Source organism: Leptolinea tardivitalis, from assembly GCF_001050275.1.
Taxonomy (GTDB): domain Bacteria; phylum Chloroflexota; class Anaerolineae; order Anaerolineales; family Anaerolineaceae; genus Leptolinea; species Leptolinea tardivitalis.
This window is the reverse complement of sequence record NZ_BBYA01000001.1, coordinates 81,386-99,605: the sequence shown is the minus strand read 5'-3', so window position 1 is coordinate 99,605 and position 18,220 is coordinate 81,386. Positions and strand designations below refer to the sequence as shown.

The following is an 18,220-nucleotide window of genomic DNA, read 5'->3' as shown; positions in this document are numbered from 1 at the left end:
ACCTCATTTCTTCTGTCTGGCCATCACCCGAATCTGTGTTACAGAATCGATTTGAGCATCGCCTGTCTTGAATTCTGGTAAAACATTGTCGGAAATTACGTTCCAGGTTGTTAAATTTCGTTCCAATATTTGAATATCAACCTGGTCAAATCTGTCTTTAAACAGGTTTTCATACGCTGGCAAACGCCAACGATTCAAGTTGCTAGTTGGATTTAACCAGCGTGTCCAGGTTTCCCTGTCATACGTAAGCATTTCAAAGGGATATTTAAAGAAATGATCGCGTAAGTCAATAAAATGGATATGTATGCCTTTTTCGTTAGTGATACCTGTTAAAGCATCCAGAATTCCAGAAGGATCAGATAGATGTTCAAATACGGAAGTACTACAAACAATATCCGCCTTTTGTAGACGAGGATCAATCGCCAATTCCCGGATGTCCCCCTGTAACAGGGTTATCCATTCAGTCCTCGGTATGGTTTTACCAAAATGTGTGGAAAGGTATTTTTCAAATTCTGGCAACAATAATGCGTTGGCTTTTTCATCCGGCCGAGCGGCATACTCGCACAGAGTAATATGGCTTGCGCCCATTTTCAAGAGGTGGCATGCCAGTGCAAACCTGCCGCCGTATCCAAAGATTAAGACATGTTTTCCCGAAATATCCGTCCCTATGGCCAGAAGTTCTCGTTGGTAGCGGGCAGCCGCTTCCTCAGGTGCCCGAGTCTCTAAACCAGGCCGAATTATCACCCCTCGCAATAAAAGCGCTCGTGTGACCTTTTCCGGGAGAAAATGACGAATTACTCGAGGAAGTATGTATCCGGGTTTCATCGGTTAACCTGCAATGCCTGTGCAGCAGATTGTCTCCGGGAGGAATAAACAGACAGGGTAGTTCTGGGAACAGATTGAACATCAAGCGTTAAGGCTTGAATCAACATTTGAAATCCCAGGATAAGGGGAAGCGAAGCCACCATTACGGTCCCGGCTGTTGCTGATATCCCGGTCACCAGGGATCTGGCCCACCAGACAGCTCCCCAGATAATCCCAAATAATGACATGATACTTCCCAGCGTTAAGAAAATAGATCCCACAGAAAAGTTCAGAACAAAATACTGCAGCCAGATTCGGCGGAAGAAACGGGACAGCAACAGCCAGGGGAAAGTGACGATCACCTGAAAAACAGACAAAGAACTTGGTTCGCCTGCATAAATGGCTGGCATAGGAACTTCTTCCGCGACAGCCCTTACCAGATTAAGTTCCACAAGTAGACTTGTCTCAAAGAAATACCGTGGGTGCAGGTACTTTTTATCGAGTCTCTGGTAGACATCAGCATCCACCGCCAGATACCCATTGTTTGGATCAAAAACATTCCAATAACCACTGCCAACTTTCGCCATAAAAGACCAGAACAGGTTCCCCATCCGGCGATGAAAAGGCATTCTGGCAATAGATTCCAAACGGCCAAAACGGTTGCCTTTCACAAAATCCGCCCGTCCAACCAGAATTGGTTCAAGTAAAGCCGGTAAGAATGCTGGATCCATCTGTCCATCTCCATCCATTTTGACCAGGAGAGTAGCACCCAGATCCAATGCCCGATTGAAACCAGTTACGACTGCGCCGCCAACACCCTGATTGACTTCATGACGCAGTAATTCCACCCGGTCATTATGCAATCCCTCCACCCGTTGAGCCAGATCATCTGGACTTTTATCATCCACAACAATGATCTTCCATATCCATTCAGGAAGTCCCTGGATCACAGCTTCGATATGGTTGGCTACCCGATAAGCCGGGATTACGACGCAAATTTTCTCTTCGTTGGAGTGCAGGAGACTATCAATGTTCATGGCTGTTGATCACAATGGTTTGAAGGATGATCAGATGTATAGGCAAATATATCAGGCTGGGTGTATCCTACCACAAGCTTGACATCTATGAAACCATTTTTCTTGCAGCCATATACGATTACATCAGAGGCATGAGGAAACAGTGTAGGAGATTTCGTCTGGCTAAGCATCATCTGGTGATCACCATCCGGCCCAACCGTCATAAATCCAAGGTGGGCATCATCACGTGCCTTATAAGCAGCCCAACCGCTGCCAGGTTCACCCCCACCTGATTTATACCAACGGGGGTAAAGCGCTCGTCCAATTAATCGCACGGCTCCTGATTGTTTCAGGAATTCTTCATCTGACCCGATCACCTGTTCAAATTTTGGTGCTTCATGGGCAACTTGAATGGCTGACTCCAGAGTGAACGAAGTGTACCGCTGTGGAATAATCCATTCCGCTATTGGTAGTTGCATACCGGCAAATAAAGTGACTGCCAGTGAAATATAAACTGACCGTTTTGTCATCATCCCGGATGGAACTTCGCGGGTATCTTTCTCTCGAGGACGTAAAGATAAATTTGAGCCGGCGAAAATTATCACAATCAACTCGGAAAATCCCAGACAAAAATAGAAATAACCTATCCAGTCCACTGGTTGGATAAATCGCCAGCCTGAAATCCGTGCTACTGCACTACTCAATGAATAAGCAATTTGGAAAGCCAACGGCAACAATCCAGCCCATTTCCACTTGCTCCAGGATGACCCAATTCCGATGGCAATAAAGATGAGGTTTATTGCCAGGAACAACCATTGCCATCCAGAAATTCCCTTGATGCCATCCAACCAGAAAAGCGTAGATATTTGGAGGTTATCGTGAAAATCAAATAAAGAAACCTTAAGGGGAAGAACAACGAGTGTATCCAATTCATTATTAATAAAATGTGCCCCGATAAACTTCACAACGTCCACAGGATGGTTAATAACATAATTTAAGATGTGACCATTCACTTCACTGCTTTTGGCTGCCAGGTGAATATTCTCGGATTCTGAAACGCTACCGGCAAAGCGTTGTGCAATATAGACAGCCTGTGATGGTTGGTCAAAAGCATAATCACCCGTATTTAATCCATTTCGGATTATCCAGGGTGAAACGGCCAGAATGGCACCGGCCAGGAACAATCCGGCTTCCAGGAAGACTCCCCTCCATCCGCCCTTTTTTTGTAAAATCAAAAGAAGAAGCACAACTGGAATCAAGAAAATTGCCTGCGATCTCAACAAGAGAAGTAGACCAAGAAATCCACCAATAAGAGTTGAACGTACCGGGCGAATACCGGTTTTTCTTGACCAACGGAAAACCGCAAGACAAAAAAGGCATATACCAAGACCTGTCAGAGAATCGGTCATCAGCATTTTCGAATGGCTGACTTCAGTCAATGGTGTTGCCGCAATGGCGTTCATCTCACGAAAAATGGCCAATAATCCAGCAGCGAGACCAGCTTCACGTGAACGCATTGAGCGGCCCAGCCAGTAGAGTGAAGCAGGGAAAATGGCCAATACAAATGTTTGAAGAATAATGATTTCGTTGAAATTTTGCCCCTGGATTCCATGGAGAATTGCCAGGAACAGAATATATAGTGGGCGTGTTACGATCTGTCCATTAAGAAAACCTTCACCAATCAACAAAGATTGAGAGGTGTAATCATAAAAACCGGCATCTGAATATGGGTAAAGCTGAAAATTCGGAGCACGTGGTGTCGGGAAGAAATAACTATGCGGAATTGGCTGAGAAAGCCATAAAATCAACGCGATAACATACAATCCACCACCAATGATCCAATCTAATCGCTTCTGGTACTCACGGATAACAGGAAAACTAACCAGTATTGTTAATAAGATTAATCCCGCCGCCATTGAGCCCCATACCTGCCATGACAAAAGAGGCACACCCGGATTCCCCCAGTAGAAAATATCCGGAGTAATTCCCCAACCGGAGAATCCGATTAGAGCTGTCAATACAAGAAATACAGCAGAAACAACACCAGTGGAAATGAATACCGGATGGAAACGGGTAATTCTTTCAGGATGCCAACCGTAACATTGCACCCAAAACCAGATGGAACATTGAAATCCCAGGGCAATCATCCATACCAGAAATGGTTGAAATCGGATGAATAAAGCATTATTTCCTCCATCCGGTCCGGAATGCAAAACCACAAGAAAAATCCAGGCGGTCAATGCAATAAGTATGGCAATCCCTTCAAGCCAGTAAAAAGTTCTTCCCTCACTCCATCGGTCTTGAAACACAGATTGCAATCGCGATTCTTTTTTCCCGGTAAGAATGGCAGCAATGAGGAAAAATAGTCCGGCTAATCCTGTCGCCAGTAAAAGCCCCAGTCGGGCCAGGCTGAATCCAAACAAAATACTATTTTTTGGATCTGCAGGAAGTGCCGCTATCCACATCAGAGTTGGAATAGATTGAATAGAAAGAAAAAGGAAAAACAAAACCCATCGCAGATGAGTCCATCCGCGATGTTGGTCAGGCTCCAAATGTGTCATATCAATTCTCACGCGGAATTAGCAATTGAACACCAACTTCATCATATGTTACTTTTGGTTTATAGTATTTTAGCAAAGGACGGGAAACCCAATAAACCCAGGAGTTATTTTCCTCGGCAAAATTCCGAATATCTTCATCGGCCATGGATTTACGCAAGGGTTCACTGACTATCAAGGAGAATCGGTGATTTTGTAGATCCTTGTAGAACTCCGCAAAATAAGCCGCATTGCCACTCATGGCCTGATCCATTACCAGTTTCTTCTCATATTCTGCCACCAGGGGAACATCTTTGACATAACCAAAAGTTAATAACTGGCGTTGGTCCATAAACAAGACCTCACCTTTAGTTTTAGCAGCAGCAACTTCAGCCTGCAGTTTTGCCAGGGAACTTGTAACAAAGTAATCTGCCGGTTTCGAAAAAGGCTCTCCATACTGGATCATCGTAGTCATTGGCATGACAATAGCAAAACAGGTAACAGCCAATACGATTTTTGACTCACGCAAACCCGGCAATCCAGCATCCAACCAGTTACGAAAAAACCAACCCACAATCAGAGTGAGAGTCACCCATAGCAAATCCAGGTTATGAAGATTACTTCCTCCACCTATCTTAACGCTGATGATAATTCCAATAAGTGAAAAAGCTCCGAGAACGATCAACAATGATGCATTTTGCATCCAATTTGTTTTCCAGATTCTCTTAATAATCATATAAGCCATAAACAGCAACAATGGTCCGCCCACCCAGACGTATCCAAGCAGAATTCCTGGTGCATATGTCGGGTTTGGGAACAGGCGGTCCCAGAGCATTGGCTGTGCAAAATCGAATGAACTAACCACAACGGAAGTTACCGATCCTTCTGTGGCTATCTGCCCTTTGGAGAACATGGAAATCATTCGGGCTACTAATTCGGCGCCTACCAAACCTGAGAGACCCAGCACAACAGGCCGGATCAGCTCTCTCCAACGATTTTTAATAAAGGAAGGATTTTGGATTTCGAGAAGAGCCTGCAATCCTGCCCATAATCCCGGAGCATACATCCATGTCCAGCGGGAAATCCGTGCATAATAAGATGCCACGGCAATAAACAAGGCAGGAACCAGAATACCTCTATTTTTTAGTCCAATGACCACAAGAATAGCACAGATAATCAAAGGCGGATATATCGGACCCTGGCTTAAGAATACAAAAAGCCAGAGGGCAAATCCAATCTGCCAAACCCATTCTTTTTTGAATGTCGATTTTTGGAATACAGTAATAAAGCCCAACACCAGGGGAGGAATCACCCATACTATTACATTCCATAACCGCATTCCCCAAATCCCTATAGATGGGAAAATAAACGGGATTGCCCAGAGCAACTGTCGGCCAGCTTCTAGAAATGGAACAATCGTCTTTCCACTTGGATTGATATATCGAGACATTCCAAACATAATGGAATAGTCCCAGAACCGATTTCCTTCAGACCAGGCTAATGAAAACGGGTAATCCGAGACACCCGTCAACCAATCTCCGATAATAAATATAACCGTGGAGAAAAGAACCATTCCAGACGCTTTGAGTAGCCATTGGATGGTTATATCCTCATTAAAAAGAAATAGTGCAGCAAGGACACTAAAACCAAGTAAAGTGAAAAGGCGCAGCCAGTAAATGAAAGAAAAATTACCAAATGGTGAATAAAGGAAAAGGATTGTTGGGAATAAAAGAGAAAGGATAGCCAGAATGACCCGTCCATAAAACGGAATTCGCGAAATGGCCTGTTTTTCAACCTTTTCCAGTTTCCTCCCCAGATTGCCATGATAAGCCAGTGTTAAACCATAAACCCAGGCTGCTAGAGGTATTAATGAAACGATACAAAAGACCACAAACCTCTTTGAAGCCAGTGATGGAGGATTTCCAATCAAAATAAAACCCTGATAAAAATCATAGGCCGCTAGGAAAAAGAAAATTGAAATAAAAATATAAACAACGAGATTTACGTTTTGTAGAGAAAAACAGCCTGCATCTTTGGAATTCATCTGGTTATTTTTCATTACTTTTATTGTAACCATCAATACATTTGATAAAGAAGTTCAACCGTTCTGATTCAATGAATTCAGATCCAACAAAAGGAGCGATCTGTTCGGGCTTTACCCGTTTTCCTCGCATTGAGAATGCAAAATCACGAATACTTTCCCAACTCGTTTCAATGTTGTCTTCTGTATTTGGAATTCTCAGAATTGTATCAAGATTGACACCGACTAGAGAAGTCTCTTCATACGGTAAGATGATCGGAATCCCATAGGCCAGGTATTCACGAATTTTCAAGGCTGATGCCTCATTCATCGCTTTTCGATGAAGAGCCAGGGTTCCCATACCAACATCGACCCCGGCCAAAATTTCTCGGGCTTCTTTCTTACTTAAATAGCCGTGCAGATACAGATTGGGTGGTAATTTCGTCCAACCTTCCAGAGAATCAAAACCAATTACATCAACATCCAACTCCGGGCATAGTTCAGCCAACCGGACCAGTTTATCGACACCCTGCCAGGGAATATCCGGTGTGCCAATGAATCCAAGTCGAGGGCGTTCATTCTTAGGTGCTTCCAGAGGAAGATTTTCTGACAGATTTATAGCATTGGGTATGACTTTCTTGGGAGATGAAAATGAAGTAAATTCGTTCGATTTAATTAATTCACCTGAAACAAAAACCAGGCCGGAAGCCTTTGAATAATAAATTCCTCGGGTTAACCGGTTATATGTAGAAAGGACCGGCCCAAGCATCTTATGCTGGGTCACATCGTTTGTATTGATTTCAACCACAACCGGAGCGATCTGAAACATACGATGGGAGGGGAAAACATACATGCTCCATCGCAGGTAAATCAGGTCAGGCGAATACTCCCGCAGAGCATTGACCAATCTGGATGCCGCCAGACATCGATTGATTTCAAGAATTGGCCGTCCTACTATTCCCTTTGGAGCCTGGTAGATGATATTTGTGCCATCAACGAGCGCTTCAATATCATTCACATCATTGTGATGTGAGAAAAATTGAACAGTATGACCATGTTGTCTCCAGGCTGCCATCTGGTCAATGATTTTCCGACCGACACCGCTGTTTTTCGTGCGAGGCCAGTGCAAAGAGACATAAGCAATACGCATAGAAGGTGTATTCAAAAAAGGAATCTTGCTGAACAGAATTCTAATTTAGAACTGTATAAAAACATTTTTACCAATGTTCGTATTTAATCCAAGGTTTGTATTATACCTTACGAATTTTTAATCACCATTCAAGTATCAGGTACAGCCTTGTTTCCTCGGTACCAGGCTCAATATTCGTATACACCATGCCGGTAATACCTCTGCCTGGAACGATTCATGCATGCCATTTTTCGATTCAACAGGTGTTGCTGGTTGGTGAAAGGATTGAATATGCATAGTCACTGCCAAAGCATCCTGACGTATCTGGCATTCAGGTTTCAAGACAGCCCCATGCTATAATTTTTCAGGCTGAGCATCAATGGACATCACCCCACAGACAGTTTTCGATATACTCAGTTCCTTCCCGGGTAATCTACTTTATTATTTGATACTCGTCTATTCCATTTCTGCATGCTTATTGTCGGTTTGGACGGCTTTTCGGGTCAATGACCTTCCCATTCCCGGGAAAACACTGGTTGGACTGACCATCTTGATGGCTGCCAGCCTTCTGCCGCTCGTCTATATTGTTATTCCCAGTATTGGTGCGTTTTTACCATCTGAAACGTATGCACTGATCGAACGGACTTCTGTCTCGTTGCTGGTAATCTGGTCAGCCTGGCTCTGGTTGATTCCAAATCCGAACAAAACCAGTACCATTGGTGCCATTACCTTCTCCATTCTTATTCCGGTAATCACCGCTTCTGTTGAATTTTTCTTTCCGGCAAGCGCTTCGGGTTTTAATGCCGGTCTGGCTGACCTTTGCTGGCATTTCCTGTTGATCCTTGTTCTGGTCTTTTTTACTTTCTTGATTTTAAGGTGCAAGCCATCCATCTGGACATATGGCATCGGGATGATGGCCTTGATGTTGATTGGTTTCACGCTCAGCCTGGCGACCGTCACACCAAAGGGTGATATTAGTGGGGCTGCCCGGCTGGGAGTTTTATGCGCTTTTCCGCTGCTTCCGCTGTTGGCCCGCCGTTATGACCTGCAAGAACCTGCTTTGCAGACAGCTGGACCGTTTGATCAAATCATGGAAAAAACAACCCGGCATGCTGTACCTGATGAAATTAATGCCTGGCTGGCCGCAGTAGCCAATCTGGATATCGTCCGACAGCAGGAAGCCATTGCGCGGATGCTTTGCCAGTCTTTAGATTCACAGGGGTGCGCCTTCTTTCAATTAACCGAAAAGCCAGGTGTGATCCGCATGACAGCCGGCTATAATCTTTCCACGCAGTCTTGGCTGGAACCACGAGAATTCGCTGCAGAAGATTTCCCCCGCACAATGAGCAGCTTAACGGCCGCCGAGCTTTCCATCATCCGTACCTCAAATGAAAATGCCCTGGAATTGTCCCGGTATTCCGATCGGTTGAAAATGCCTGAAATCAATTCTGTAGCCATTATGCCATTGAAAAATTCCGTTGCCCCCTGGGGTTCGGCTGTGCTTCTGCGTACGACACCGTCACCTTCCTTCCTAATGGAATCGCTTCAGCAATTCACACCAACAGCTGCCGCACTGTCTCATATTTTCCATAATAACGAAACGGCCATTCGTGAGCGGCAGGAATTGATTCGCCTGTCACAGGAAATTGATGCATTGCAATCAGCGAATCAAATGTTACAGGCAAATTTGGATTCGCTTCGACTTTCTGCCGTCCAGGTCATGCCCGAACGAAGTACCCTGCAAATGTTGACATTGCAGCAGGCTTCTGAATCAGAGATTGACCGGCTGCGCAATGAGAACCGTCTTTTACTTGAGGCGATTGCCGAAGAGTCAAGGGAAAAACAGATCCAACCTCAAGCCGATGAAACCAGAATGGTGGAGGAATTATCTCTAGCCCGAGCAGAAATTGCCCGGTTGCAAACCTTGTTGCAAGATTCTCGACACCGCTTAAAAGAAATGCAAAAACGGTCGTCTATTTCCAATGCTTCTGTCGAAGGTCTGCGCAAATTCAACAACCTCATTACAGAAATCCGCAATCCATTGGCGGCCATTACCGGATATGTCGATCTCATGATCTCGGGAGAGAACATACAGGAGACTCGCGAAGCCAGCCAAACTTCCATGGCAAATATGCGGTCGGCATTGGAAAAACTGCGTTTAATCATGGATGATCTTGCGGATCTGAGTGTACTTAACAGCGGCGTCATCGACCTGGAACCCGAAAAAATGGATCTGGGTAATGCCATTGACCAGGCGGTGGCCACTGTCTCTGCCGGATTTATGGAAAAAGAAATATCATTAAAGTTGGAACTTCCTCCAGTTCTGCCGTATCTACAGACCTACCATGAAGCCTTGAAAAAGGTGATTGTGTACCTTCTTCAAAACGCGGGTAAGGTCACCCCACGGAATGGATCAGTTGAATTGTGTGTGGAAGTCCATGAAGAGAGTGCTGAACCTTACCTGATGATCGAAGTTACTGATCATGGCGGCGGAATATCGCCATCAGATATGCCCAAAGTATTCTCTCTGGATGAAAATTTGCATGGACGGATTGTGCCGGGATTAGGTGAGGTGAACGGTGGATTGGCAGCTTCAAAAACCCTGATTGAAGCGCATGGTGGACGGATCTGGGTAGACAGTGAACCAGGAATATCAACCACATTCTCTGTTTTGCTTCCTGTTCATTCAGAGAATCAGAATAAAAATTAGAGGAACTTTTGAAACGAAATCCCTCTCTTCTTGAAGGCCTGTTGATTGCTCTGATTGCCGCATTGCTGGTGACTGGTGCAGTCATACTGGCTGGTTATGAGAAATTTACGTTTGGTCAACAACCTTCGCCTTTGCCTCCATCACAGGTGCCAGAATCAACCGAGGCACCAACAGAATTACAGCCTTTGGTAGAAGAAACAGAAGTACCTGAAGAAACTTCTTCACCCACAGTATGCCCACAACCTGAAGGTTGGTTGCCTTATGAGATGAAAACAGGTGATTCATTGGAATTACTGGCAGGGGAGCGAATGGCTCAACTGGCAGATGTAATGGCAGCCAATTGTCTGAGCAGACCTGGCGCCTTGCCCGGAACGATTATTTACCTCCCTCCTCCACCGCCCACACTGACCCCAACCATCACATATACTCCGACAATTACACTAACCCCCACAATCACCTTGCGGCCTTGTGATTATCCGGCAGGTTGGGTGCGATATACATTAAAACCAGGTGACACACTTTTCAAATTGGGTGTGTTATTCAAAGTCACTGAAGTTGATCTGATCACCGGCAATTGCCTGTCTTTCGGGACAGCCCTGCATGCCGGTGATATTTTGATGGTTCCATCACTATCCAGGTCAACAGCCTCTCCCGTGAAATGATTAAGAACAAGCTGCATCCAATAAAAACCGTTCACAAACGACTGACAGCCTGCCTTCTTTCTGTCGTATTTTTCCTCTACGGTTGTGTGATTTTTGGCACAGCCATTGAAATACACCCGGTAACCGAGACGCCGGAAAATAAACAACCAATCATTTCATCAACACAAACCATTTCTCCTCCAACAATAACACCCACAATTGAACTTCCTTCAATTACACCGTCATTCACTCCAACCTTACCACCCACCCCTGTACCCACCTCAACCATCACTCCCATCCAGTCCCTACCGGGTGTGCGCTTCCCCGAAACACCTGTCCGGGTGCCGTGGCAAAACCCATATCCAGAGGGGCAATTACGTATTTTGCTACTGGGAGTGGATCTTAATGACAGTATTCTGCATGCCGATTCAATTACAGTTTTGTCTGTAAATACCCGACAATCAACAGCCAGCCTGCTATCCATCCCATCTACTCTGTATGTGAATATTCCTGATGTGGGCATGGAACGGTTGAATAATGCAATATCCTTCGGTGGCGCCGGGAAGGTAATGGATACATTGGAATATAACCTGGGGTTCCGGGCGAATAAATACCTTCTGGTGGATGCCCGTAACTTTGCAGAAATTCTCGATTCCATCGGGAATATAAAAGTTCAGGTAGCCAGTCAATTGATCAGCCGCTGCAGTTTACCGCAGGCTGTTGATGGATGGTGTGACGCGGAACCGGGTGTCAATCAGATGGACAGCCAGACCGCACTCTGGTATGTGCGCGATACGGCTGGCGGTGAACCGGATCGGATGCGGCGAACTCAAGAAGTACTTGTGGCCGTATTCAACCGCCTCATGGAAATTCGGGCAAATGAACGAATCGGGGAATTGTATAACGCTTACCTGCCTCATGTAGAAACGGACCTCTCTATGGACGACCTTTTCTCTCTGGCACCATCATCTACAGCAATATATGCCGGGCAGCGGATCAACCGGTTTGCGTTATCTACCAAAGAAGCCGTGCCTTTCACAATGCCCGGAGGTGAACAGGTACTTCTTTTGGATCAAAATTCAGCCTGGAATCTGATACAAACAGCCATTTTCCAGCCATAAAATATTTTTTGACATTTTCAATTTGACATCACGGTTTTTTCCTGCTATAGTGATCAAGACTATACGCAAATAAGCGGAGGGAATATGTCCGGTCAACCTGCGATTTCATCCAGTTTTCACATCACACCTGACACATCATTGAACGACGCCCTGGAAGGATGGAAAATGTACCTTCGCGACAAGGGACGATCGGAACACACCATCAAGGCGTTTGCCGGTGATCTTCAATTATTCATCAACCATTTTTCTGACGACCGAAAGGTGAATTCAGTCACCACAAAAGAGATTAATGATTTTCTTCATTGGCTTCAACATGACCGTGGAGTACCATGCAGCCCCAAGAGTCTTTCACGCCGCATCACCTCGATCAAGTCCTTTTTCCGCTGGTTAAACCACGGAGGAGTAGTAATATCGGATCCCGCAGAAAGAGTTCTTCAACAGAGCGCAGTCAGCCGCTTCCCTGAAGTATTGACCCCCGAAGAGACTGCGCTGGCAATTGATACAGCCGCTGCCTGGCATACGTCAGGTAAACCGGATGCCCGTCCATATGCCTTACTTTCCCTTCTTTTGACAACTGGAATCAAGAAGGGAGAATGCCTGGCTCTCAAAATCAATCATGTTGATCTTGAAGCACCCGGCGGACCGCAGCTTTTCATCCGCTATGCCAATCCTGGCAGCCGCTATAAGGAACGCAAAATTCCGGTCACGTCTGATTGGGTGGAAGCCTACAAAGAATACCTCGCACAATACAAACCAACAGATGAAATATTCCCCTGGTCACCGCGCCGACTCGAATACTTGTTGGAAGATATCGGCAAATCTGCCGGCATAACCAAGCATATCTCATTTGATATGTGCCGTTGGACCTGTGCCCTTAATGACTGGCAGTCAGGAATGGATAAAGATAAAGTCCGCCAGAAATTGGGGATTTCAAAAATACAATGGCGGGAAATCAGTTATAAACTCAGCCGCCTGGCTGGTGAATCTGAAGAGAAAGCCGCACAACCTGCCTAGTCTCCGGGGTGACCGCCGCTTTTTCGCTGATACCTACCCCGGCCACCCAGATGATGTCACTACCGCTGACGACTAGCGGCCAGTTTTGTCTTGCCAGTCGGGGAATTTTATGATTAACCCAATAATCAGATAATTTTTGAGTCTTACCGCCCATTCCCAGAGGTGCAATTCGTTCTCCTGCATATGCTCTTCTAAGTAATAATGGGAGAGATAAACGGTCTGCATCCAACCATACATGGTCGGTTGATCCACCTTGATGTATGGCTTCAAGGGCAGAGAATAATTCATCGTTACACAATTCAATGCGCCAACCTGGAAATGTCCAAATTCCGGGGATGGTCAATTGGAGTTCTTTCCCTGCTTCAAGTTGTGGATACATCTGGCTCAAGCCTGGCCTTCCCCGCCAAAGGGTTATTCCTCCAGTGGAGGCTTCTGCCCAGATGTCAGAAAAAACATGCATTTCACCTGATCGTGTTCCATGCAGAACGAATTCAGATAATCGCTCGGTAATTTGAAAATCAATATCCCGGATATCTGGTTTCAATTCCACGAGTGCACGCCGTAATGTTGACCGGCGAAGTCCCTCAGAGAATGTTTCCAGAGGTTGCCTGTTCATCGAAACCCATCGATCCCCCTTTTGATGCAAGCTCTTCGCCCAGGCATCTTCTTTGGTCATTTCAATGATAGACTGTTCATCTGCCAGGATACAGGCAGTTTGTAAAAGGTGGTTTTTTATCTGCGGGTTGTATTCCTGCAAGTATGGAATCAATTCCAATCGAATCCGATTGCGGAAATACCGGGTGGATTGGTTACTCTCATCCTGCACAGGGACCAATCCACTATCCTTGCAGATGGCTTCGGTGTCTTTGCGCCAGATGCTCAGTAAGGGTCTGACAACCGGCAGCCGGGGATTCCACAGGGGAAAGATTTGACGAAAAGGCATTCCGGTCAATCCATCCAATCCTGTTCCTCTTAACAAGTGCATCAACACTGTCTCTACCTGGTCATCCGCCGTATGGGCAACAGCCACGGCTTGAACACCCAGCATCTCAGCCTGGTCAAGAAGCCACTGATACCGTGACTGCCGGGCAGCTTCTTCGACAGAAAGCTTCTTTTCCTTCACCAGCGCATTGACATCTCCACTGCCAGAAAAGAAAGGAATGCCCAGTGACGCAGCCATCTTTCCGGCTGCCTGCTCATCACGATCGGCTTCATCGCGTAAGTGATGATTAAAATGCGCGGCAAAAACCTCAAAACCGGCCCTTTGCAGCAAAATCAGTAAACTGAGACTATCGGCTCCACCGGAAAAACCGACAAGAATGGGTTTATCCAATGAAAGATGACAGTAATCCGAACAATTCTTTTGGAAATCAGGGAGATTCACACGGTCATTATAGCAATGCTCACTGAATTTCAATCGATAAAAAATAAAATTTCCCTTTTTTCACTATATTCATTAAAATAAATTAAAATCCTTTCAGATACTTAACGCTTGTCGATACTTTGGGATTATGCTAGACTGACTTGGGATTTCGCATAAAGGTGAGGGTATATGGCGGAGAAAATTCTTATCGTCGATGATGATTTAGAGACCCTTCGACTGGTTGGTTTGATCCTTGAACGGGGAGGATTCCAAATCGTTGCGGCCAGTAACGGCCAGCAGGCGTTAACCCTTGCACACAGCGAACGGCCTAACCTGATTATTCTGGATATAATGATGCCCGATATGGATGGGTATCAGGTGATGAAGAATATTCGCCAGGATACCGCCATCAGCACAATCCCGGTTTTAATGTTTACAGCCAAGGCGGGTATTGAAGATAAAATTACCGGTTATGAAACCGGTGTTGATGATTACCTTACCAAACCCATTCACCCGGCTGAACTGGTGGCACATGTAAAAGCCGTATTAAGTCGGGCAGCCAGCAAAGCAAAGACCGTACAATCGGATTGTACGGTTATGGGATTCATGGCATCGCGCGGCGGGTTGGGCGTATCTACCCTGGTTCTCAATCTGGCTATCTCCATATACAACAAGACACAGAAGTTTACGGCCGCAGTCGAGACTATTCCCGGTTATGGATCATGGGCCTGGGAACTCGGGCATTCCGATTCGGAAGGTTTGAATAAAATCATTACGACCACACCTGAAAACATCAACCGCAATCTGGTCAAGAATGAATTGATCCTGACGACATACGGCATTCATTTATTAATGGCATCGCCAAAATTGAAAGATCAGGAAACATCGGCCAATGTCGCCCAGTTGGATGCCCTGCTCCGTGAATTGACGGACATGAGTGAGTATCTCCTTCTGGATATTGGTTCACCCTGCAATCCAAACTGGCGGCGAATTCTGGGCATCTGCAATGAAGCCGTTCTGGTTGTTGATCCCGATCCCACCACCATGCGGCGCACAAAAGCCATGATGCAGGAGATGGATTCGCTCGGGTTTGGCAAATCTCGCAAAGTCACTGTTGTGGCAGTTAACCGGGCCCGCTCAGATATTCAATTGACTTTACCCCAGATGCAAGAAGCTCTGGGAGTACCCATCGCTTTATTAATGCCTCCAGCTCCTGAACTGGCTTACCAGGCGGCCACGCGGTCTGTCCCGCTCTCTGTACTGCAACCAGAAAGCCTGCTTTCCCAGCAGTTTGTTCGCCTTGCGGAGACAATTCTGGCTAAAAAGTGATCTTCCCTGATGATTTAGAAGAGAGGTATCACACAGCCGCCCGTCTCTTCCGTCCGGGGAGAAGAGTTGTGGCATTCACCGGAGCAGGAATCTCTGTGCCATCGGGAATTCCTGATTTTCGGTCTGCGTCCAGCGGATTGTGGAATACGTTTGATCCCATGGAAGTCGCTTCTCTGACAGCTTTCAGGGAACGGCCACAGGCTTTTTTTGACTGGCTTGAACCTTTAACCGGCCAAATTTTCCAAGCCTCACCCAACCCCGCTCACTACGCCCTGGCTCAACTTCAATCTTCCAACCGGCTTGAAACCATAATTACGCAGAATATTGATGGTTTGCATCAGAAAGCCGGAGCTTCTGATGTGATCGAACTGCATGGCAATATGAATCACCTGGTTTGTCTGACATGCCAAAAGATCGAAAAAGTCGATGATTACCTGGACCGATGGCTTAAGGAGCACATTCTGCCCGTCTGCCCGCGCTGCGGAGCATTCCTGAAACCCGATATCATCCTGTATGAAGAGATGCTTCCCGTAGACGCCTGGGAACAGGCAGAGTTTTCCTGCCAGCAGGCTGATGTGATTCTGGTGGCTGGTACCTCGCTTGAAGTGATGCCTGCCTCATCGCTGCCATTGGAAGGATTTCAAAAAGGGGCGCAGATTGTCATCATGAATCTCACCCCCACCTTCCTGGATTCGGTTGCGGAGGTTGTTCTGCCTGTGGATGTGGCAAAAGGAATGCCCGAACTCTGCCGACAGATACTCGCCTAGCGGGCTCCCCGGCGGCCAAATTGCCGTTCCAATAGATCAATGGATAGATGAATCATGGTCGGCCGGCCGTGGGGGCAGGTGCGCGGAGACTGACAGGCTTCCAGGTCCAACAATAATGCTTTTTGCTCTTCTTCTGAAAGAAGTTGTCCGGCTTTTACCGCAGCCCGTTTGCATATACGCGCCACCAGCCGGGCTTCCCGTTGATTCTGCAAGGGAGCTTCGTCTTCTTCAAAATCTTCCACCAGAGTAGACAGTGCAGCGGATGGATGCAGGTTGGTCAACAATGCTGGTATGGCTCTGACTCTAAAAGCATGTGGACCAAATGGTTCAATATCAAATCCATATTGATTTAGTACAGAAATCTGTTCTGAAATAAATCGGGATGATTGCGGGGGGAGTTCAACCACCTCTGGTTGCAGGAGAGTCTGAGAAGGCAATGTTCCCCGGGTGCTGTGCATCATCCGTTCGAATAAAATCCGTTCATGGGCAGCATGTTGATCAATTAAATACAGCCCATCAGGAGCTTCCGCCACCAGGTAGGTGGCTCCGATTTGCCCGACCAACCTTAGCAGCGGCAAAATTCCTGCAGAGAAAACAGGCGGCTGCGGCATAGTGGATGGCGGCTGTAAACCCGGCTCTTCGTGGGCATCCGCCGGTGGCTTGGCTTCCACGGCCATCTGCCAATCAGGAGAAACCAGCGGTGGTTGTGGAGAAGACATTTCCCAGCGAGACGGCTGGATATAGGGAACCGGTGAAGAAGCCAGTAGAGCCCGGCGGACACCTCTCTGTACCACACTGAAAACCTTATCCTGGCTTCGAAAACGCACTTCTGCCTTGGCCGGGTGCACATTCACATCCACTTCTTCCGGTTCGAGCTTTAAAAACAGGGCAGCCGCCGGATACCGGCCAACCATAAGCATTGTGTGATATGCCTGCACCAATGCACTGCTCAGCGCCGGATCCTGAACCCAGCGGCCGTTGACAAAGAAGGTAATATCACGGCGGGTGGCACGGGTGACCGATACCGGGCTGATAAAACCGGTGAGATTCAAATTCTCTTCCTGTAGCAGGACTTCGATCATCTGTCTGGCCAGGTCAACCCCATAAAGCCCTGCCAGAACTTCCCGTCGATTCCCATTACCGGGTGTTGACAGGCTGGAATGCCCATCCTGCACCAGTTGAAAACGGACATCCGGATAAGCCAGAGCATAGCGAGCCACAAGACTATCTATTTGCGACCGTTCTGTGGCATCGGTTTTCAGGAATTTCAAACGGGCGGGAACCGTGAGGAACAGATCTTCCACCCGTACAGTGGTTCCACCGGGGAGACCGGCCGGTTCGAACTGGCTCTCCTTTCCCCCTTCTACAATTAACCGGGCACCTGTTTTTTCAGTCCTGGTTTTTGATTCAAGGGTCATGCGAGACACAGACGCGATGGAAGCCAGTGCTTCCCCGCGAAAACCCAGTGAAGTGATATGGAAAAGGTCCTCTGCACGGCGTAATTTGCTGGTGGCATGCCGTGCCATGGCGATACGCATTTCTTCCATCGAAATTCCGCAGCCGTCATCACTAACTTCAATCAAACGTTTGCCGGCGGCATCCACTTTTATGTGAATCGACGTTGCACCGGCATCGAGTGCATTCTCGACCAGTTCCTTCACCACCGAAGCGGGTCGTTCCACAACCTCTCCGGCGGCAATCTGTGAAGCCACTTCATCGGGTAATATTTGTATGGTCACGCAAGCCTGCCCGGCATGATTATAATCAAC

At 46.7% G+C, this 18,220-nt stretch carries 13 protein-coding genes; 6 read left to right on the top strand and 7 right to left on the bottom strand.

The window, feature by feature from the left end; genetic code table 11:
- Nucleotides 1–3: 3 nt before the first annotated feature.
- The 5 genes from LTAR_RS00520 to LTAR_RS00500 are packed head-to-tail and all read right to left on the bottom strand — an operon-like array spanning nucleotide 4 to nucleotide 7,542.
- On the bottom strand, nucleotides 4–825 hold the full coding sequence (locus tag LTAR_RS00520; RefSeq protein WP_062420178.1) for a class I SAM-dependent methyltransferase: 822 nt from the start codon (nucleotides 823–825) through the stop codon (nucleotides 4–6).
- Nucleotides 822–1,841 (bottom strand): glycosyltransferase family 2 protein, encoded by a 1,020-nt coding sequence (locus LTAR_RS00515; protein ID WP_062420177.1) that lies wholly within the window; start codon nucleotides 1,839–1,841, stop codon nucleotides 822–824. Before LTAR_RS00515 ends, LTAR_RS00520 begins: the two co-directional genes overlap by 4 nt.
- Nucleotides 1,838–4,381 (bottom strand): hypothetical protein, encoded by a 2,544-nt coding sequence (locus tag LTAR_RS00510; protein WP_062420176.1) that lies wholly within the window; start codon nucleotides 4,379–4,381, stop codon nucleotides 1,838–1,840. The genes LTAR_RS00515 and LTAR_RS00510 overlap by 4 nt, the downstream gene beginning before the upstream one ends.
- Before the next feature lies 1 nt (nucleotide 4,382).
- Nucleotides 4,383–6,401 (bottom strand): hypothetical protein, encoded by a 2,019-nt coding sequence (locus tag LTAR_RS00505; RefSeq protein WP_139044369.1) that lies wholly within the window; start codon nucleotides 6,399–6,401, stop codon nucleotides 4,383–4,385.
- A 4-nt stretch (nucleotides 6,402–6,405) separates the two neighbouring features.
- The gene (locus tag LTAR_RS00500; protein ID WP_139044368.1) at nucleotides 6,406–7,542 is read right to left on the bottom strand and encodes a glycosyltransferase; all 1,137 of its coding nucleotides are present in this window, start codon (nucleotides 7,540–7,542) and stop codon (nucleotides 6,406–6,408) included.
- Between the two features lie 343 nt (nucleotides 7,543–7,885).
- Between LTAR_RS00500 and LTAR_RS00495 the strand changes: the two genes are divergently transcribed.
- From LTAR_RS00495 to LTAR_RS00480, 4 genes are all read left to right on the top strand, one after another.
- Nucleotides 7,886–10,216: a sensor histidine kinase gene (locus LTAR_RS00495; protein ID WP_062420173.1), complete on the top strand. Its 2,331-nt coding sequence runs from the start codon at nucleotides 7,886–7,888 to the stop codon at nucleotides 10,214–10,216.
- 8 nt (nucleotides 10,217–10,224) lie between these two features.
- The gene (locus LTAR_RS00490) at nucleotides 10,225–10,878 is read left to right on the top strand and encodes a LysM peptidoglycan-binding domain-containing protein (RefSeq protein ID WP_062420172.1); all 654 of its coding nucleotides are present in this window, start codon (nucleotides 10,225–10,227) and stop codon (nucleotides 10,876–10,878) included.
- The gene (locus LTAR_RS00485) at nucleotides 10,875–11,978 is read left to right on the top strand and encodes an LCP family protein (protein ID WP_062420171.1); all 1,104 of its coding nucleotides are present in this window, start codon (nucleotides 10,875–10,877) and stop codon (nucleotides 11,976–11,978) included. Before LTAR_RS00490 ends, LTAR_RS00485 begins: the two co-directional genes overlap by 4 nt.
- An 84-nt stretch (nucleotides 11,979–12,062) precedes the next feature.
- Nucleotides 12,063–12,992, top strand: coding sequence for a tyrosine-type recombinase/integrase (locus LTAR_RS00480; protein WP_062420170.1), 930 nt, complete (start codon nucleotides 12,063–12,065; stop codon nucleotides 12,990–12,992).
- Here LTAR_RS00480 and tilS read toward each other — a convergent pair.
- Nucleotides 12,943–14,325, bottom strand: a complete 1,383-nt coding sequence (tilS, locus tag LTAR_RS00475) for a tRNA lysidine(34) synthetase TilS (RefSeq protein ID WP_139044367.1) — start codon at nucleotides 14,323–14,325, stop codon at nucleotides 12,943–12,945. The two genes, LTAR_RS00480 and tilS, sit on opposite strands and share 50 nt — an antisense overlap.
- Before the next feature lie 219 nt (nucleotides 14,326–14,544).
- Between tilS and LTAR_RS00470 the strand changes: the two genes are divergently transcribed.
- Nucleotides 14,545–15,684 (top strand): CpaE/TadZ family protein, encoded by a 1,140-nt coding sequence (locus LTAR_RS00470; RefSeq protein WP_062420168.1) that lies wholly within the window; start codon nucleotides 14,545–14,547, stop codon nucleotides 15,682–15,684.
- Complete coding sequence (locus LTAR_RS00465) at nucleotides 15,681–16,451, top strand: SIR2 family NAD-dependent protein deacylase (protein ID WP_081419721.1); 771 nt, start codon at nucleotides 15,681–15,683, stop codon at nucleotides 16,449–16,451. Before LTAR_RS00470 ends, LTAR_RS00465 begins: the two co-directional genes overlap by 4 nt.
- On the opposite strand, the gene mutL is transcribed toward LTAR_RS00465, so the two are convergent.
- Nucleotides 16,448–18,190, bottom strand: coding sequence for a DNA mismatch repair endonuclease MutL (gene mutL, locus LTAR_RS00460; RefSeq protein ID WP_062420167.1), 1,743 nt, complete (start codon nucleotides 18,188–18,190; stop codon nucleotides 16,448–16,450). The two genes, LTAR_RS00465 and mutL, sit on opposite strands and share 4 nt — an antisense overlap.
- Nucleotides 18,191–18,220 lie beyond the last annotated feature (30 nt).

Bases quoted from the DNA above. Each gene is read 5' to 3' on its own strand.
- LTAR_RS00505 (WP_139044369.1), bottom strand. From the start codon at position 6,401: ATGAATTCCAAAGATGCAGGCTGTTTTTCTCTACAAAACGTAAATCTC.
- LTAR_RS00515 (WP_062420177.1), bottom strand. From the start codon at position 1,841: ATGAACATTGATAGTCTCCTGCACTCCAACGAAGAGAAAATTTGCGTC.
- LTAR_RS00520 (WP_062420178.1), bottom strand. From the start codon at position 825: ATGAAACCCGGATACATACTTCCTCGAGTAATTCGTCATTTTCTCCCG.
- LTAR_RS00510 (WP_062420176.1), bottom strand. From the start codon at position 4,381: ATGACACATTTGGAGCCTGACCAACATCGCGGATGGACTCATCTGCGA.
- LTAR_RS00470 (WP_062420168.1), top strand. From the start codon at position 14,545: ATGGCGGAGAAAATTCTTATCGTCGATGATGATTTAGAGACCCTTCGA.
- LTAR_RS00495 (WP_062420173.1), top strand. From the start codon at position 7,886: ATGGACATCACCCCACAGACAGTTTTCGATATACTCAGTTCCTTCCCG.
- LTAR_RS00480 (WP_062420170.1), top strand. From the start codon at position 12,063: ATGTCCGGTCAACCTGCGATTTCATCCAGTTTTCACATCACACCTGAC.
- LTAR_RS00485 (WP_062420171.1), top strand. From the start codon at position 10,875: ATGATTAAGAACAAGCTGCATCCAATAAAAACCGTTCACAAACGACTG.